A 16,241-nucleotide genomic window follows, 5' to 3' on the forward strand; every position below is an offset into this window, starting at 1 on the left:
TCCACGGCGGCCGGTTCGTCGCTTATTCCCGCCCGCGCTTCATGTGCTCCACGGCCTCGTCGAGGTCGTCGGTGACGAGCAGCAGGTTCACGTCGTCGGGGCTGATCTTGCCCTCGCGGACCATCGCGCTGCGCAGCCATTCGACCAGGCCGCCCCAGTAGTCGACGCCGATGAGCGCGATCGGGAACTTGCCCACCTTCTCGGTCTGCACCAGCGTGAGGGACTCGAACAGCTCGTCCATGGTCCCGTAGCCGCCCGGGAGCGCGCAGAACCCGCACGAGTACTTGAGGAACATGACCTTGCGGACGAAGAAGTAGTGGAAGTCCAGCTGGATGTCGACGTACGGGTTGATGCCCTGCTCGAACGGCAGCTCGATGCCCAGGCCCACGGACTTGACGCCCGCGTCGGCCGCGCCGCGGTTGGCGGCCTCCATCGCGCCCGGGCCGCCGCCGGTGATGACGGAGAACCCGGCTTCGCCGAGCTTGCGGCCCAGCTCGATGCCGAGCTTGTACTCGTCGCCGTCGACGCCGGTGCGCGCCGATCCGTAGACGCCGACCGCGTTGCCCAGCTCGGCCGCTTCGAGGGTGTCGAAGCCCTCGACGAACTCGGCCTGGATCTTCATGACCCGCCAGGCGGCCTTCTGCTTCCACTCTTCGCGGTGCGCGACGTCGAGCAGGCGCTCGTCGGCGGTGATTCGGCGCTTGATCGTCATGATTCCTCCACATAGGCTCGCAGTGCGTCCGCGCAGGCGCGGATGCGCGGGATCTCGACGCGTTCGTCCTGCTTGTGGGCGAGGTTCGGGTCGCCCGGCCCGAAGTTCACGGCCGGTATACCCAGTGTCGCGAAGCGGGCCACGTCGGTCCAGCCGAGTTTCGCACGGAACCCGCCCCCGGCGGCGGCGACGAACTCGGCCGCTTCGGGCCGGTCCAATCCGGGGCGGCAGGACGGCGCGGTGTCGGAGACGTGCACGTCGAAACCGGCGAAGACCTCGCGTACGTGCGCTTCGGCGGCGGCCTCGTCGCGGTCGGGCGCGAACCGGAAGTTCACGTCCGCCCAGGCCTCGTCGGGGATGACGTTCCCGGCCACGCCGCCGCCGATGAAGACCGCGTTCAGGCCCTCCCGGTAGGTGCAGCCGTCGACCTCGACCTCTCGCGCCTCGTACGCGTTCAGGCGCTCCAGGACGGGAGCGATCTTGTGGATCGCGTTCTCGCCCTTCCAGGACCGCGCCGAATGCGCCCGCTTCCCGCTGGTGGTGACGCGCACCCGCATCGTGCCCTGGCATCCGGCCTCGACGAGCCCGTACGTCGGCTCGAGGAGGATCGCGAAGTCGGCGGCGAGGAGCTCGGGGCGGGTCTTGGAGAGCTTGTTGAGGCCGTTGTGCTCGGCCTCGATCTCCTCGCGGTCGTAGAACGCGAAGCTCAGGTCGAACTTCGGCTCGGGGACCGTGGCCGCGATCCACAGCGCCAGCGCCGTGCCCGATTTCATGTCGGAGGTGCCCAGGCCCCACAGCACGTCGCCGTCGAGGCGGGTGGGGAAGTTGTCGTTGACCGGGACCGTGTCGAGGTGCCCGGCGAGCATCACGCGCCGCCCCCGGCCCAGCTCGGTGCGGGCGACGAGCGTGTTCCCGACGCGCTCGGTCGTCAAGTGCCCCATGCGTTTGAGGGCCGCCTCGACCTCGTCGCAGATCTCGGCCTCGTTCCAGGACACGGACGGGATGTCGCACAGGGCCCTGGTCAACGCGACCGGGTCGGCGAGGACTGCCTCACTCAAAACTGTCACATCCGCAGACGATACTCGCCGCGTGGATAGGCTTTTCGCATGAGTGATTTCCTGACTGACGGAGCATGGGGCGTCGGCGTTGCCACGGTCGCCGCCGACGGCACGGTCCTCGACGTGTGGTTCACCCGCCTCGGCCTCGGCGAGGCCCCCACGGGTGTGGCCGCGCCGGACCTCGACCGGATGAACCCGACCGGTACGACCTCGAAGGGCGTGTCGATCACCGTCAAGTCCCTCGCGGAGGCGCCGACGGACACCGCCGACGTGTACCTGCGGCTGCACCTGCTCTCGCACCGGTTCGTCATCCCGCACTCGATCAGCATCGAGGGGATCTTCGGCCTGCTGCCGAACAACGCCTGGACCAACTTCGGCCCGCTCCCGGCCGACGAGGTGAACGCGGCCCGCCTCAAGCTGCGCGGCGAGGGCCGGCAGCTCGAGGTGAAGTCGCTCGACAAGTTCCCGCCGATGGCCGACTACGTGACCCCGTCGGGCGTGCGCATCGCCGACGCCTCGCGGGTGCGCCTGGGCGCGCACCTCGCCGAGGGCACCACGGTCATGCACGAGGGCTTCGTGAACTTCAACGCCGGGACGCTCGGCAACTCGATGGTCGAGGGCCGCATCTCCGCGGGCGTGCTCGTGGGCGACGGCTCGGACATCGGCGGCGGCTCCTCGATCATGGGGACGCTCTCGGGCGGCGGCAAGGAGGTCATCTCGATCGGCGAGCGCTGCCTCCTCGGCGCGAACGCCGGCATCGGGATCTCCTTGGGCGACAACTGCGTCGTGGCCGCGGGCTGCTACGTGACCGCCGGGTCGAAGGTCACCACCCCCGACGGCGCGGTCGTCAAGGCCGCGACCCTCTCGGGCAAGGACAACCTGCAGTTCTGGACGAACACCCAGACCGGCGTCCTCGAAGTGCGCCCCCGCACGGGCACCTGGGGCGAGTTGAACGCCGCCCTGCACAGCGCCCAGTAGGCGAACACGCTTCGCATCGAAGGCCCCGGCATCCGCCGGGGCCTTCGACGTCTCCGAAACCGGTGTCGGACCCTCAGGGCATCCTTGATTCGGGGGCGGATCCCGGCGCCCGATTCGTCCCGGACGCGCCGCAACTCGCCCGACCCTCCCTCCGGCTCCCCGCCCACCTCCGTAGTAGTACCCGGGTGCTACTCGCGTTCGCGCGGTTCATCCCGGAGTTCGAGGTGCGGCCTCCGAATCTTGCATAGCCTGGTCGGCATGGACAGAATCGGAGAGTTCGGCGCGGCCAGCCCGACCACCCCGGGATTCGTGGTCGTGACGACCGAGAACCCGCCCGGCTACGAGGTCCTCGACACCTACGGCGAGGTCTTCGGCCTCACCGTGCGGTCCCGGAACTTCATCTCCGACTTCGGCTCGGGGGTCAAGTCGCTCCTCGGCGGCGAACTCAAAGGCCTCACCAAGGCGCTCTCCTCGTCCCGCGCGGAAGCCGTCACGCGCATGGTCGAGCAGGCGAAGTCCCTGGGCGCCAACGGGGTCGTGATGATGCGCTTCGACGTCTCCGACGCCCGCGACATGGGCACCGAGGTGTGCGCCTACGGCACGGCCGTCTCCGTCCGCAAGCTTTGATCAGGAAACTGGGGAAAACGAGCGGCGGCCCTCAAGGCACAGGAGGGCCGCCGCTCAAAACAGTCTTCTCAGTGTCTAGACCGGGCTGAGCCCGAGCTGCTTGCCCGCCAGCGACACCTTCCGCACGGCCAGCTGGTCCGCGATCGCGCGGATCGCCCGCGACGCCTCGCAGTCGGGGTCCGAGAGCACCAGCGGCACACCGGCGTCCCCGCCCTCGCGCAGCTTCGGGTCGAGCGGGATCTGGCCGAGCAGCGGCACGTCGGAGCCCACGTCCCGGGTCAGCGCCGCCGCGACGGTCTTGCCGCCGCCGGAGCCGAACGGCTCGATGTGCGACCCGTCCGGCAGCGCCATCCACGACAAGTTCTCGACCACGCCCGCGAGCTTCTGGTGGGTCTGCGTGACGATCGCGCCGGCGCGCTCGGCCACTTCGGCGGCCGCCTGCTGCGGCGTGGTGACGACCACGAGCTCCGCGGTCGGCAGCAGCTGCGCCACCGAGATCGCGATGTCGCCGGTCCCGGGCGGCAGGTCGAGCAGGAGCACGTCCAGCTCGCCCCAGTACACGTCGGCGAGGAACTGCTGGAGCGCGCGGTGCAGCATCGGCCCGCGCCACACCACGGCGGTGTTCCCCGGCGTGAACATCCCGATCGAGATGACCTTCATCCCATGCGCCTGCGGCGGCATGATCATGTCCTCGACCTGCGTGGGGGCGCCTTCGACGCCGAGCATCCGCGGGATCGAGTGCCCGTAGATGTCCGCGTCGGCGACGCCGACCGACAGGCCCTTCTGGGCCAGGGCCGCGGCGAGGTTCACCGTCATCGAAGACTTGCCGACGCCGCCCTTGCCGGAGGCGATCGCGAATACCCTGGTTCGCGATTCGGGCAGGTTGAACGGGATCACCGGCTCGGCGCCCGGGCGGCCGCCGCGCAGTTTGGTCTGCAGGTCGGCGCGCTGCTGCTCGCTCATCACGCCGAATTCGAGTTCGAGCTCGGAGACGCCGTCGACGCCGTCCACGGCGCCGGCGATGTCGCGTTGCAGCGTGTCGCGCATGGGGCAGCCCGCGACGGTCAGGAGGATCTTCAGCGACAGCCGACCGCCGTCGACCTCGACGGTGTCGACCATGCCCAGCTCGGTGATCGGGCGGCGGATCTCGGGGTCGTTGACGTGCGAGAGCGCTTCATGCACGGCCTCGACGACGGCAGCGTTGTCAGACATGACTCAATCGTAACCACGCAATTCGGTTCGCCAATGTGAGCGTAGCCTTACCGCACCCGGCGCCACTGCCCCGCGGAGCGGCCGCGCTATAACTGGCCCATGCTTCCCTTTGCGATCTACGACGTGTTCTCCGACCGCGCCTACGCGGGCAATCAGCTCGCAGTCGTCTACGACGGCAAGGACCTCACCACGGCCCAGATGCAGGCGATCGCGCTCGAGTTCAACTTCTCCGAGACCGTGTTCGTGCTCCCGGCCGCCGCTCCGGGCGCCGACTATCTCGCCCGGATCTTCACCCCTGCGGAGGAACTGCCTTTCGCCGGGCACCCCACGATCGGGGCGGCGATCGCCGCCGTCGGGTCGGGACGGGTGCAGGCGGGCGACGGCACGGTCGTCCAGGAATGCGGCGCCGGTCTCATGACGATCGCCGTCGACGGCGGCAGCGCGAAGCTCACTTCGACGGCGATCGCGGTCGGTCCGGAGATCGACCCGGGGACCGCCGCGGCCGCGATCGGCCTCGACGCCGCGAAGATCATCGGCACCCCGAAGAACGCCAGCGCCGGCCTCGACCACAACTTCGTGCGCCTCGCCGACGAGGACGTGACCGCCGCGGTCGACGTGCCCGGCCACCTGGAGAAGGTCTACCTGTTCAGTTTCGACGAGGCGACGCACGCCGTGCACGCCCGCCTGTTCCACCGCGGTGTCGGCGAGGACCCGGCGACGGGTTCGGCGGCCGTGGCGCTCGGCGTGCACCTGGTCGACCAGGGCCTGCTCAGCGGCGATGGCGTGCACCGGTACGAGATCGAGCAGGGCGCGGAGATCGACCGCCCGTCGACCCTGCACGGCGAGGTCGTGGTCGAGCACGGCGCGGTCGTGTCGGTCTCGGTGACGGGAGCGGCCGTGAAAGTCGCCGAGGGCACGCTGGTGACGCTGCCCTCCTAGATTCAACCGGAGAATTCGCGGGCCGCGTAGCATTCGGCCGCAAGGCCTTCGGGCCAGACTGCCGATCGCAGCTCCGTCGTCCACAGGTGCCGGGGCCAGCGGCCCTTGCGGAGCAGCGCGGCGACGAACCGGTCGGGGTCGGGCAGGCTCGTCCACACCGACGGCAGGAAGGTCGCGCGGCGGTCGCCGGTGTCCTTGAGGGTCAGGCCGTCCCGGCCGGGGCGCAGGTGGTCGAGCAGGGTGGTGAAGGCCCGCACGGCGATCGGTTCGGACGGGGACAGGATCGTGACGGTGAGGCGCAGCGACTCGACCTCGGCGGCCTCGACGGGCGGCAGGCGCGGGTCGCGGGCGGCGAGGCGGGCATTGCGGACGACGTCGACGCCCAAGGGCCGCAGGGCGGTCAGGGTGCCGATGCAGCCGCGGAGGCGGCCGTCCCGTTGGAGCGTCACGAAGGTCGCCTCGCGTTTCGCGAGCGCCGCGGCGTGGGCGGCGGCTCCCGCGGTGGCGGTGATGAGGGCGGCCGCGCCGGGCGGCCTGGGCGCGAACGAGGTCGCGACCGCGCTGCGCGCCAGCGCGGTCAGCACCGGTCCGAGGCCTGGCTCGGGGTGCGGGTCCATCCACCGATGGTGCCATGCGGAGGAAGGCGAGATCCCGCCGAGCGCGGGAACGCCCCCGCGCGGCCGCGGGGCTTCCCGTCCTCAACTCAACGCGCGCTGGCTCTTTCGGGTGACACGGCGGCCGCGGGGCCCCGTTCTTGTCGGACCCGGGCGGGATATTTGCGGCGGCCCCTTCGTTCCCCTCCAGCGCTGGGCGGGGGGCTTGTGGATGGCCGTCGGTGGAGCCGCCGATCGCCTGCGCCGCTTCGGCTTCACTGAGTCCTCGCGGTTCAGGTGACCCGATGGTGCCGGTTTGGCGCAGTTCGGCCTGCCGGTGATCTGTTTGGTAACAGTCACGTGAGAGACTGCGGGCATGAGTGAACCGCGCACGAGCGCCGACGCATTCGACTCGTCCTTCGACCGCGCTGCTTACGACGGTGACGCGTACGCCACCGTCGATCAGGGCCTCGCCGAAGTGATCGACCTGCCGTCGAACGGCGGGTCGCAGGCGACGCAGCCCGCTCGCGGGCGGCTGCAGGAACTCGATTCCCTCGCAGGGAAGATCGCGCTGGTGACCGGTGCGGGTGCGCCGGACGGGATCGGGTTCGCGATCGCCACGCGGCTGCGGCTCGCGGGCGCGGCGGTCGCGATCGTCTCCACCACCAAGCGGATCCACGAGCGCGCCGAGGAGATCGGCGCGATCGGCTTCGTCGCCGACCTCGCCGACGAAGCCGAAGTTGGCGGGCTCGCCGACGCGGTCGTCGAAGCGCTCGGCGAGGTCGACATCATCGTCAACAACGCAGGGCTCACCTCGAAGTCCGATCCGGCCGTGGTGAAACCCGTCGCGCAGCTGTCCTATGCGGACTGGCAGACGGAGCTGACCCGCAACCTCGACACCGCGTTCCTGGTCTCCCGCGCCTTCGTGCAGTCCATGGCCGAACGCGGCTGGGGCCGGATCGTGAACGTCGCGGCCACCACCGGCGTCGTCAACGCCGTCCCCGCCGAGGCCGCCTACGCCGCCGCCAAAGCCGGGGTCACCGGCCTCACCAAGGCCCTCGCCACCGAGGTCGTCGCCGACGGCGTCACCGTCAACGCGATCGCGCCCGGCCTCATCCGCACCGGCTCCTCGACCGTGCCCGAACTCCAGAAGGGCCTCGACGGCCCGATGGGCCGCCCCGGCAGCCCCGAAGAGGTCGCCGCGGCCGCCGTGTTCTTCTGCGCGCCTTCGGCCTCCTACATCACCGGGCAGACGCTCGTCGTCGACGGCGGCAGGTCGCTCCGGGCCTGAACCGCCGCAAGGCGGGACAAGTCAGGACCAAGGTCCGCAACTTCCGCCTTGCCGACGTCGTTAGATTCGCATGGGCATGATTGCAGCGGCCGTACGGGCCGAGACGGAGGAAGCACGGATGGACGAGGCTTTCGGGGAGAGCGCACTCGAGATCCGGGGGCGCACCGTGACCGGGCTCGTCCTGCTCGTGGGCGGGCTGGTCGGCCTGGCCGCCGCGTTCGACCTCACCTACGAGCGCATCGCCTCGCTCATCGACCCCGAGCACGCGATCTCCTGCGACTTCAACCCGGTGCTGTCCTGCGGCACCGTGATGAACACCTGGCAGGCCTCCGTATTCGGGTTCCCGAACCCGATGATCGGCCTGGTCGCGTTCCCGCTCGTGGTGTTCATGGGCGTCCTGCTCCTGTCGAAGGTCTCACTGCCGCGCTGGATCGCGCTCGCCTTCAACCTCGGCGCCCTCGGCGGGCTCGCCTTCGTGTCGTGGCTGATCTACCAGTCCGTGTACCAGATCGGCGTACTCTGCCCCTGGTGCATGGCGGTGTGGACCGTGGTCCTGCCGATCTTCTGGTTCTCCACTGTCCGCAATCTCCGCACCGGCGCGATCCCGGTCGGCGAGGACTGGCGCGACGCCGTCGACGACCTCCTGCGCTACCACTGGATCGGCCTGACCCTGCTCTACGCCGCGGTCGTCATGATCGTCGGCACCGGCTTCTGGGACTACTGGTCCACCCTCTTCTAGAGGCACGGCCGTCTCGAGACAAAGCGAAAGGCCCCGGGCGCGTGCCCGGGGCCTTTCGCTTCGTCCTAACCCAGCCGCAGCCCGGTCGGCTCCAGCCAGCCGCCGTCCGAAAGGAATTCGAGCACCTGCTCGACCCCCTCCCCGATGGTGATCTCGCTCGTGTCGATCGTCAGCTCCGCCGCCGGCGGCTCCTCGTACGGATCCGAGATCCCGGTGAACTCAGGGATCTGCCCCGCGCGCGCCTTCGCGTACAGCCCCTTGCGGTCCCGCGCCTCGCACACCTCGAGCGGCGTCGCCACGTGCACGAGCACGAAGTCCGCGCCCGCCGCCTCGGCCATGCGCCGCGCCTCCGCCCGGTCCGCCTCGTACGGCGCGATCGGGGCGGCCATGCCGATGCCGCCGTGCCGCGCCACCTCGGCCGCCACGAACCCGATCCGGCGGATGTTCACCGAGCGGTCCGCCCGCGAGAACCCGAGCCCGCTCGAGAGGAGCCGGCGCACCACGTCGCCGTCGAACAGCGACACCGTGCGCGTCCCGTCCTCCAGCAGCGCCTCGTAGACGCCGCGCGAGATCGTGGACTTGCCCGAACCCGAAAGGCCCGTGAAGAACAGCACCAGTCCGCGCTGGCGGCGCGGCGGCCGCGCCTTGCGCAGCTCGGCGGCGACGCTCGGCGGCGTGTGCCACTCGGGGAGCCCGAAGCCGCGGTCGAGCATGTCGGCGATCTCCGCGTCGCTCAACGCGATGCGCCGGAACGGCGGCTCGATGTCCTCGATCGGGCGCCACTGGCCGTCGCGCGTGTCGTACGCCAGCTCGCGCGGCACCATCGAGCGCACGCCGTCGCCCCCGCCGAGCCCGTCGCGGCCGGTCATGATGTGGGTCGCGCCGTAAGCCGCCGCCACCTTCGCGGTGAGCAGCCCGTCGCGGAGCTTGTCCCCGCGCTTCGACAGCGGCACGGTCAGCACCGTGGCCGTCGGCAGCCGGTCCTTCGCCGCCAGCACCGAGCGCACCAGCGCCGCGGTCGGCAGCCGCAGCTCCCGGTCGCCGTTCGTCTCGTCGCCCGTGGGGATCATGACGAGCACGTGCGCGGCCAGATTGTGCGCGGCCCGCGCGAGCTGCGCCAGCTGCGGGCGGTGCAGCGGCCGGTCGGCCACGAGCGCGAGCACCCGCGGCTTCGTGTACGTCGTCTTCGCCTGCTCCGGTGTCGCGCGCAGGCCCGTGAACACCCCGTGCGCGGCGTCGGCGATGCGCCGCACCGGCCCGCCGACGCGGACCATGTCCGGCCCGAGCGCGTCCAGGCTGTGGCATTCGACCGCCGCGACCGGCGCCCCCTCCGGGTCGGTGATGCGAAGCACACGACGCTTCGGGTCGGGGTTGTCGAGCAGCCGCGCGGTCGCGATCGGCACGTCGAGCGTCACCGGGACCGGCCACGCCGTCCCGTCCGGGAGCATCCCGGTACGCGTCACCGCCCGCGCCTCCGCCTCGCCCATGAACCCGCGCAGCGGCGCGTACGCGCCGTAGAGCAGCAGTTCCAGGTCGGCCAGCTCGTGCGGCAAGGGGGTGTGGCTCGGCGCCTCGGCGAGGATCTCATCGGGCAGTACCCAGTCAGACATCGGCGGTCGGGATCCCTTCGCAGTGCTTCGGGCGGGGCGTCATCGTTTTCGGTCGCACCAGCGTATGCCACGGGTCCGTCACTCGCACCACCCGCGCAGGCGCTTATGAACCGGATCGTCCCGCATGGCGGACTGAGAAAGTGGCGTACCCATTACCGGTAAGTTACGCTGACGGAGCTCATTTACGGCTTCGCAAGCAGGTGCCGTGTGTGCTCTCTACGGCTTCGCAAGCAGGTGCCGTGGTGCCCAGTCACGGCCTCGCAAGCGCGTGCCGTACGGGTTTGAGCACCAGTGCAGCAGTGACCGCGGACAAGGACGTCGGCGCGGCCAACCCCTCGGGCCTCATGGCGCAGCATGCGGAGCCTTAAGTTGGTACCGCCCAGACCACCAGTGGAGACCTCCATGGACTACTTCGACTCCTCCAGCGGAACCGACGACAAGCAGCTCCGCCGCGACATCCGCCGGCTCGGCAACCTCCTCGGCCAGGCGCTCGTCCGCCAGGAGGGCCCCCAGCTGCTCGAGCTCGTCGAAGAGGTCCGCGGACTGGTGCGCCACCAGCCCGAGGCCGTCGCCTCCCGACTCGCGAAACTCGACGTGAACGAGGAGGTCGACCTCGCCCGCGCGTTCGCCACCTACTTCCACCTCGCGAACATCACCGAGCAGGTCCACCGCGCCCGCGACATGCGCCGCTCCCGCGCCGAGAACGGCGGCTGGCTCTCCCAGGCCCGCGCCGAGATCACCGCCGAGGACGTACCGGCCGACCAGATCGCGGCCGCCGCCGAACGCCTCGAAGTGCGCCCCGTGTTCACCGCGCACCCCACCGAGGCCGCCCGCCGCTCCATCCTCATGAAGCTCCGCGGCATCGCCGACCTCCTCGACGCCGAGACCGCCGAACGCGCCGTCCTCGGCGCCGCCGACGTCGACGCCGTCAACTCCCGCCTTGCCGAGATCATCGACCTCCTCTGGCAGACCGACGAACTCCGCGTCGAGAAGCCCGAGCCCACCGATGAGGCCCGCAACGCGATCTACTACCTCACCGACCTCTACCGGGACGCGGCAGCGCGGGTCCTCACCGACCTCAACGCCACCCTCACCGACCTCGGCGGCTCCCCCCGCCCCGGCCACGCGCCGCTCAAGTTCGGCACCTGGATCGGCGGCGACCGCGACGGCAACCCGTTCGTCACCCCCGAAGTCACCAAGCAAGTCCTGCTCATGCAGCACGAGCACGGCATCGCCGCCGCCGAAGGCGCCGTCGCCGGGCTCATCAACGAGCTCTCCGTCTCCCAGACCGTGCGCCCGGCCGCCCAGGAGCTCCTCGACTCCGTCGCCGCCGACTTCAAGGTCCTCGACAACATCCCCGAGCGCTACAAGCGCATCTACGGCGAAGAGCCCTACCGACTCAAGGCCCGCGCCATCGAGGCCAAGCTCGCCAACACCCGCGCCCGCCACGCCGAAGGCCTCCCGCACCGCGCCGGCTTCGACTACGCCGACGGCCGCGAGCTCCTCGCCGACCTCCAGGTCATGCGCGACTCCCTCGCCCGCCAGCGGGGCCAGCTCCCCGCCAAGGGCGTCCTCGACCGCGTCATCCGCACCGTCGCCGCCTTCGGCCTCCAGCTCGCCACGATGGACGTGCGCGAGCACTCCGAGGCCCACCACGCCGTGCTCGCCGAGCTCTACGACGCCACCGGCGAACTCGACAAGCCCTACGCCGACCTCACCGCGGAGGAACGCGACGCGCTCCTCGAGAAGGAGCTCTCGGGCCAGCGCCCCCTCGCGCCCGCGAACGTCGAACTCGCCGAACGCAACCGCAAGACCTTCAACGTCTTCCACGCGATCCGCGACGCCCAGGTCCAGTTCGGACAGGCGATCGTCGAGTCGTACATCATCTCCATGACCCACGACCCGGCCGACGTCCTCGCCCCGGCGATCCTCGCCCGCGACGCCGGCCTCATCGACGTCGCCCGCGGCCGCGCCGACATCGGCTTCGTCCCGCTCATGGAAGAGGTCGAAGACCTCGCGGGCGCCGACTCCCTCCTCGACCGGCTGCTCAGCCTCCCCGCGTACCGCGCGATCGTCGCCGCCCGCGGCGACATCCAGGAGGTCATGCTCGGCTACTCCGACTCCAACAAGGACGCCGGCATCACCGCCAGCCAGTGGAACATCCAAAGCGCCCAACGGCAGCTGCGCGACGTCGCCCACAAGCACGGCGTCCGCCTGCGCCTCTTCCACGGGCGCGGCGGCACCATCGGCCGCGGCGGCGGCCCCACCCACGAGGCGATCCTGGCCCAGCCCTCGGGCACGCTCGACGGCGCCATCAAGATCACCGAGCAGGGCGAGGTGCTCTCGGACAAATACACGCTGCCCGCGCTGGCCCGCGAGAACCTCGAACTGACCGTGGCCGCTTCGCTGAAGGCGACGCTGCTGCACACCGAGCCGCGCCACCAGCCGGACGTGCTGGGCCGCTGGTTCGGGGTCATGGACCAGACCTCGGAGGCCTCGAAGGCCGTGTACCGGGAGCTGACCGGGATGCCGGGCCTCGCCGACTACTTCTGGGCGGTGAGCCCGACGGAGCTGCTGGGCGCGTTGAACATCGGCTCGCGCCCGTCGAAGCGCCCGAACACGGATGCGGGCCTGGGCGGCCTGCGCGCCATCCCGTGGGTCTTCGGCTGGACGCAGTCGCGCCAGATCGTGCCGGGCTGGTACGGCGTGGGCTCCGGCCTCGCGGCCGCCCGCGAGGCGGGTCTGGGCGAGGACATCGCCGAGATGTACGAGAAGTGGCACTTCTTCCGCAACTTCGTCTCCAATGTGGAGATGACGCTGGCGAAGACGGACCTGTCGATCGCGGGCCAGTACGTCTCGACGCTGGTTCCCGCTGCGCTGCACCCGGTCTTCGACGCGATCAAGGCCGAGCACGAGCGCACGGTCGCCGAAGTCCTCGCCCTCACCGGCGGGGAGCGGCTGCTCGACGCGAACCCGCAGCTGGCCCGGACCCTCGAGGTCCGCGACCGCTACCTCGCGCCGCTGCACCACCTCCAGATCTCTCTGCTCAAGCGCTACCGCTCGGAAGGCGGCGCCGACGGCGACGTCGACCCGCAGCTCAAGCGAGCCCTCCTCATCACCGTGAACGGCATCGCGGCGGGCCTGCGCAACACCGGCTGATCCCGGCTTCGAGAAGGCCGCGGCGGAACCCCCGCCGCGGCCTTTTTTCATCTCCACTGATTTGACAATACGTTGTCAATATGACAGGATGTTGTCATGAACGAGATCATGACCCAGCACGTGCACCTGGCCGTCTACGACACCCTGGCCGACTGGGAGGTCGGATACGCGACCGCGCACATCGGCAACGGCGACTGGCAGCGCGAACCGGGCCGCTACGAGATCCGCACCGTCGGCGCCGGCCCCGAACCCGTGCGGACCATGGGCGGCATGACGATCACGCCCGACCTGACACTCGACGAGCTCAACGCCGAGGACAGCGCCATGCTGATCCTGCCCGGCGCGGGCACCTGGCTCACCGGCGACAACGCCGACTTCGCCAAGAAGGCCCGGCGGTTCCTCGACGCGGGCGTCCCGGTCGCCGCCATCTGCGGGGCCACCGGCGGACTCGCCGCCGAAGGCCTGCTCGACGACCGCCGCCACACCAGCAACGCGCCGGAGTTCGTGCAGGCCTTCGGATCCAAAGGCGCCGACCTGTACTGCGACGTCCCGGCCGTCACCGACCGAGGCCTCATCACCGCCTCGGGCACGAAGCCCGTGGACTTCGCTCGCGAAGTGTTCGCCGCCCTCGACCTGTACACGCCCGAAGTCCTCGCCTCGTGGTACAAGCTGTACGGACTCGGCGACCCGGCCGGGTACTTCGAGCTGATGGGTGAGGCCGCGTGACCGACCGCCAAGTACTCCTGTCGGGCATGGCCGTGACGGTGTTCCGACTGAACGGCCAGTTCCTCGACGTGGCAGAGGAACTGGCCCGCCCGGCGGGCCTCACCGCCGCCCACTGGCAAGTGCTCGGAGCGGTCATCGAAGCGCCCCTGCCGGTGGCGGGCATCGCGCGCGCCATGGGCATCACCCGCCAGGCCGTGCAGCGCATCGCGGACATCCTGGCCGACAACGGGATGGTCGAGTACCGGCGCAACCCGGCGCACCGCCGGGCCAAACTGGTCGCGCCCACCCCGCAGGGCGTGGAAGCGGTCAAGCGCATCGGCCCGGCCCACGCCGTGTTCGCCGACCGGCTGTGCGAAGCACTGGGCGACGACCGCGCCGCCGACGTCGACCGCCTCCTCCGGGAACTCTCGGAGACCCTGGAGGCGCTGGCGGCGGAGGACCGCGGCTGATTTCGCGCGGCCGCCGGCGCTCGCCGCCGTGGTAGGTTTCTGCGCGTCCAGGACCAAACGAGAATTGCGGAGACCATGGCGAGAACCCTGCAGGTCAGCGTCCGAAACGCCCGCTTCCAGCAGTGGGAGACCTTGCTGCGCAACCGCACCAAGCGCCACCGCGCTGGGTCGTTCCTCGTCCAGGGGGTGCGGCCGATCTCGCTTGCGGTCGAGCACGGCTGGAACATCGAGGCCCTGCTCTACGACGCCGATCGCCGGCGGCTCTCCGACTGGGCCCGCGGCCTCCTCGAGCGGCCCCATATCGAGCAGGCCGCCGTTTCCGGCCCGCTGCTCGCCGAGCTCGGCGAGAAGGAGGACGACAACCCGCCTGAACTCCTGGCCCAGGTTGCCATCCCGCAGCGGAAGCTCGCCGATCTCGAGACCCGCACCGATTGGCTGGGCATCGTCATCGACCGGCCGACCAGCCCCGGGAACGTCGGCTCGCTCATCCGCTCGGCCGACGCCTTCGGTGCCGACGCCGTGATCATCGCCGGGCGCAATGCCGCAGATCCTTACGACCCCAAGGCTGTTCGGGCCACCACCGGAAGCCTGTTCGCGATCCCAGTCATCAGTGCCGCTTCGGCACATGAGGTGGTTGAATGGGCCCGAAAGCAGCCGCACACACCGTCCATTCTGGGCACTGATGAGCGCGGCGAGAAGACCTTGTCCGAACACGATTTGCGGGGCCCGGTCATGCTCGTGGTCGGCAATGAGACAACCGGAATGTCGAAAGCCTGGTTCGAGCTCGCCGACGCGACAGCACGAATCCCCATGTCGCCCAAGGCGGCCTCATCATTGAACGCCGCGAATGCCGGGTCAGTGGCGCTCTACGAAGTGGCCCGCCAGCGTGCCATCACCAACTGAGTGACGCCGGAGACTGAGCGTCAGACGGAAGTGTCCCATTAGCGGCTGGCGGGGTTCGGCGTCAAACCCGGCGGCGACAAAGGGTCGTATTCCTTCGGGGTGTGCCGTGCGGCAGCCCGGCAGCGCAGAGGTGGAGCGGCGGAGGTCCGAACTTCCCCCGGCCTGTTCTGCGCCCCAGGCGGTCTGGAGGCCTCCGTGAATGTCCCTCATGGAATGTTCACCCCATTGGGTGATGGCACCAAGCAGCCGACCTGTCATCATTGAACTACGAACAAGAAAGCGAAAACCGGCAGGACATTCGAGAACAGGAAGGGAGGCGAAAGGACCCATGAGCCACTGCACCACCACCCCGGTCCCCGTCCCTCCCCTGGCCTCCGACCGGCCCGCCCAGGCAGCGGCTATCCGCTCCACCCTCGACGAGGCCGCCGCCGCCATCAATGCCCAGCACGCCCAGGTGCTCTCGGCAGTGATCGCGATGAAAGAGCAGGGCCTGCACCGCTCCGAGTTCGGCTTCTCCGCCCTCCGCGACCTCCTGGTCTCCCAGTTCGACTTCACGTTCAACACCGCAGGCGCCATCGCGGCCATCGCCCGGCTCTCGGGGAAGTTCCGTGTGCTCGCTGAGGCGGCGACGACCGGGAAAGCCAGGATCGACCAGGTCGCCTTCGCGGTCCGCCAGCTCGACCAGACCCCGGCCATGCGCCACTTCGCCCGCACCCCCTTCACCACCCCGGTCCCCTCCCCCTTCGACCCCCAGACTCTGTGCACCACCCCCGAAGCGATGGTCGCCCAGTTCTGCACCCACGCGCCCTTCAAGGACCTCCAGCGCCACCTCGACGAACTGGCCGCCAACCTGGCCGAGGAAGCCGAGCTGTTCGATGAGCTGGGCCAGCAGTCCATGCAGCGCCTGGAACTGACCGAGACCGGCAACGGCATGTGGGCCTTGGAAGGGCAACTCTCGGACGCGACCGGGCGGCTGCTGGAGAAGTACCTCAAGACCGCCTGCCCCCCGCCCCGCCAGGACGAGACCGACACCGACGGCATCCTGCCCCCGCAAGCCAACCGGCACGCCGAAGCCCTGCACCAGCTCCTGGCCGGCTACGGCTCCTCCCCGCAGGCCGCGACCCGGCACGGCCACACCGCCACCCTCAACCTGGTGGCGGACATCGAGACGCTGCAAGGCCACGACACCGGCCGCACCCCGCTCCTGGAAGGCGAGCCGATCAGTCCCGCCCGCGCCCGGCTCCT

Annotated in this window: 15 protein-coding genes; 10 read left to right on the top strand and 5 right to left on the bottom strand. The window is 70.3% G+C overall.

The annotated features are described in order from the left end of the window. Positions 1–22: 22 nt before the first annotated feature. Together O1R50_RS16265 and dapE are read right to left on the bottom strand one after the other, a co-directional pair. A complete protein-coding gene (locus O1R50_RS16265; protein WP_270111160.1) occupies positions 23–712 on the bottom strand; it encodes an LOG family protein in 690 nt (229 codons plus the stop codon). Next, a complete protein-coding gene (gene dapE / locus O1R50_RS16270) occupies positions 709–1,779 on the bottom strand; it encodes a succinyl-diaminopimelate desuccinylase (RefSeq protein ID WP_270111161.1) in 1,071 nt (356 codons plus the stop codon). The genes O1R50_RS16265 and dapE overlap by 4 nt, the downstream gene beginning before the upstream one ends. Positions 1,780–1,818: 39 nt before the next feature. On the opposite strand from dapE, the gene O1R50_RS16275 reads away from it, so the two are divergent. Then, the gene (locus O1R50_RS16275) at positions 1,819–2,748 is read left to right on the top strand and encodes a DapH/DapD/GlmU-related protein (RefSeq protein ID WP_270111162.1); all 930 of its coding nucleotides are present in this window, start codon (positions 1,819–1,821) and stop codon (positions 2,746–2,748) included. Between the two features lie 258 nt (positions 2,749–3,006). Further along, positions 3,007–3,375, top strand: coding sequence for a YbjQ family protein (locus O1R50_RS16280; protein ID WP_270111163.1), 369 nt, complete (start codon positions 3,007–3,009; stop codon positions 3,373–3,375). 75 nt (positions 3,376–3,450) lie between these two features. Here the strand turns inward: O1R50_RS16280 and O1R50_RS16285 are convergent, their stop codons facing one another. Beyond that, positions 3,451–4,587 carry an Mrp/NBP35 family ATP-binding protein gene (locus O1R50_RS16285; RefSeq protein WP_270111164.1) on the bottom strand — a complete coding sequence of 379 codons (1,137 nt, stop codon included), beginning with the start codon at positions 4,585–4,587 and terminating at the stop codon, positions 3,451–3,453. A gap of 99 nt (positions 4,588–4,686) precedes the next feature. Here O1R50_RS16285 and O1R50_RS16290 point away from each other — a divergent pair, with 99 nt between their 5' ends. Further along, positions 4,687–5,526 carry a PhzF family phenazine biosynthesis protein gene (locus O1R50_RS16290; protein WP_270111165.1) on the top strand — a complete coding sequence of 280 codons (840 nt, stop codon included), beginning with the start codon at positions 4,687–4,689 and terminating at the stop codon, positions 5,524–5,526. A gap of 2 nt (positions 5,527–5,528) precedes the next feature. Here O1R50_RS16290 and amrA read toward each other — a convergent pair whose 3' ends face one another. Further along, a complete protein-coding gene (gene amrA / locus O1R50_RS16295; protein WP_270111166.1) occupies positions 5,529–6,143 on the bottom strand; it encodes an AmmeMemoRadiSam system protein A in 615 nt (204 codons plus the stop codon). A 352-nt stretch (positions 6,144–6,495) separates the two neighbouring features. Between amrA and O1R50_RS16300 the strand changes: the two genes are divergently transcribed. Both O1R50_RS16300 and O1R50_RS16305 read left to right on the top strand, forming a co-directional pair. Beyond that, entirely contained in the window at positions 6,496–7,410 is a 915-nt protein-coding gene (locus O1R50_RS16300) for an SDR family NAD(P)-dependent oxidoreductase (RefSeq protein ID WP_270111167.1), read from the top strand. A gap of 118 nt (positions 7,411–7,528) precedes the next feature. Further along, positions 7,529–8,149, top strand: coding sequence for a vitamin K epoxide reductase family protein (locus O1R50_RS16305; RefSeq protein ID WP_270111168.1), 621 nt, complete (start codon positions 7,529–7,531; stop codon positions 8,147–8,149). 65 nt (positions 8,150–8,214) lie between these two features. Here the strand turns inward: O1R50_RS16305 and cysC are convergent, their stop codons facing one another. After that, a complete protein-coding gene (gene cysC / locus O1R50_RS16310; protein ID WP_270111169.1) occupies positions 8,215–9,759 on the bottom strand; it encodes an adenylyl-sulfate kinase in 1,545 nt (514 codons plus the stop codon). A gap of 402 nt (positions 9,760–10,161) precedes the next feature. Here cysC and ppc point away from each other — a divergent pair, with 402 nt between their 5' ends. The 5 genes from ppc to O1R50_RS16335 form a co-directional block, all read left to right on the top strand. Beyond that, entirely contained in the window at positions 10,162–12,918 is a 2,757-nt protein-coding gene (gene ppc, locus O1R50_RS16315; RefSeq protein ID WP_270111171.1) for a phosphoenolpyruvate carboxylase, read from the top strand. A 108-nt stretch (positions 12,919–13,026) separates the two neighbouring features. Then, positions 13,027–13,644, top strand: a complete 618-nt coding sequence (locus tag O1R50_RS16320) for a type 1 glutamine amidotransferase family protein (RefSeq protein WP_408612716.1) — start codon at positions 13,027–13,029, stop codon at positions 13,642–13,644. A 26-nt stretch (positions 13,645–13,670) separates the two neighbouring features. After that, on the top strand, positions 13,671–14,093 hold the full coding sequence (locus tag O1R50_RS16325; protein ID WP_408612717.1) for a MarR family winged helix-turn-helix transcriptional regulator: 423 nt from the start codon (positions 13,671–13,673) through the stop codon (positions 14,091–14,093). A 75-nt stretch (positions 14,094–14,168) separates the two neighbouring features. Next, the gene (locus tag O1R50_RS16330) at positions 14,169–14,996 is read left to right on the top strand and encodes a TrmH family RNA methyltransferase (RefSeq protein WP_408612712.1); all 828 of its coding nucleotides are present in this window, start codon (positions 14,169–14,171) and stop codon (positions 14,994–14,996) included. A 328-nt stretch (positions 14,997–15,324) separates the two neighbouring features. Beyond that, positions 15,325–16,241, top strand: a 917-nt coding sequence (locus O1R50_RS16335) for a hypothetical protein (RefSeq protein WP_270111176.1), incomplete at its 3' end; no start/stop codon positions are given.

Source organism: Glycomyces luteolus (assembly GCF_027622875.1).
GTDB lineage: Bacteria > Actinomycetota > Actinomycetes > Mycobacteriales > Micromonosporaceae > Glycomyces > Glycomyces luteolus.

Coding starts and splice junctions, on each gene's coding strand:
- O1R50_RS16325 (WP_408612717.1), top strand. CDS start 13,671: ATGGCCGTGACGGTGTTCCGACTGAACGGCCAGTTCCTCGACGTGGCA.
- O1R50_RS16305 (WP_270111168.1), top strand. CDS start 7,529: ATGGACGAGGCTTTCGGGGAGAGCGCACTCGAGATCCGGGGGCGCACC.
- O1R50_RS16290 (WP_270111165.1), top strand. CDS start 4,687: ATGCTTCCCTTTGCGATCTACGACGTGTTCTCCGACCGCGCCTACGCG.
- O1R50_RS16275 (WP_270111162.1), top strand. CDS start 1,819: ATGAGTGATTTCCTGACTGACGGAGCATGGGGCGTCGGCGTTGCCACG.
- ppc (WP_270111171.1), top strand. CDS start 10,162: ATGGACTACTTCGACTCCTCCAGCGGAACCGACGACAAGCAGCTCCGC.
- cysC (WP_270111169.1), bottom strand. CDS start 9,759: ATGTCTGACTGGGTACTGCCCGATGAGATCCTCGCCGAGGCGCCGAGC.
- O1R50_RS16330 (WP_408612712.1), top strand. CDS start 14,169: ATGGCGAGAACCCTGCAGGTCAGCGTCCGAAACGCCCGCTTCCAGCAG.
- O1R50_RS16320 (WP_408612716.1), top strand. CDS start 13,027: ATGACCCAGCACGTGCACCTGGCCGTCTACGACACCCTGGCCGACTGG.
- O1R50_RS16265 (WP_270111160.1), bottom strand. CDS start 712: ATGACGATCAAGCGCCGAATCACCGCCGACGAGCGCCTGCTCGACGTC.
- O1R50_RS16285 (WP_270111164.1), bottom strand. CDS start 4,587: ATGTCTGACAACGCTGCCGTCGTCGAGGCCGTGCATGAAGCGCTCTCG.
- amrA (WP_270111166.1), bottom strand. CDS start 6,143: ATGGACCCGCACCCCGAGCCAGGCCTCGGACCGGTGCTGACCGCGCTG.
- O1R50_RS16280 (WP_270111163.1), top strand. CDS start 3,007: ATGGACAGAATCGGAGAGTTCGGCGCGGCCAGCCCGACCACCCCGGGA.
- O1R50_RS16300 (WP_270111167.1), top strand. CDS start 6,496: ATGAGTGAACCGCGCACGAGCGCCGACGCATTCGACTCGTCCTTCGAC.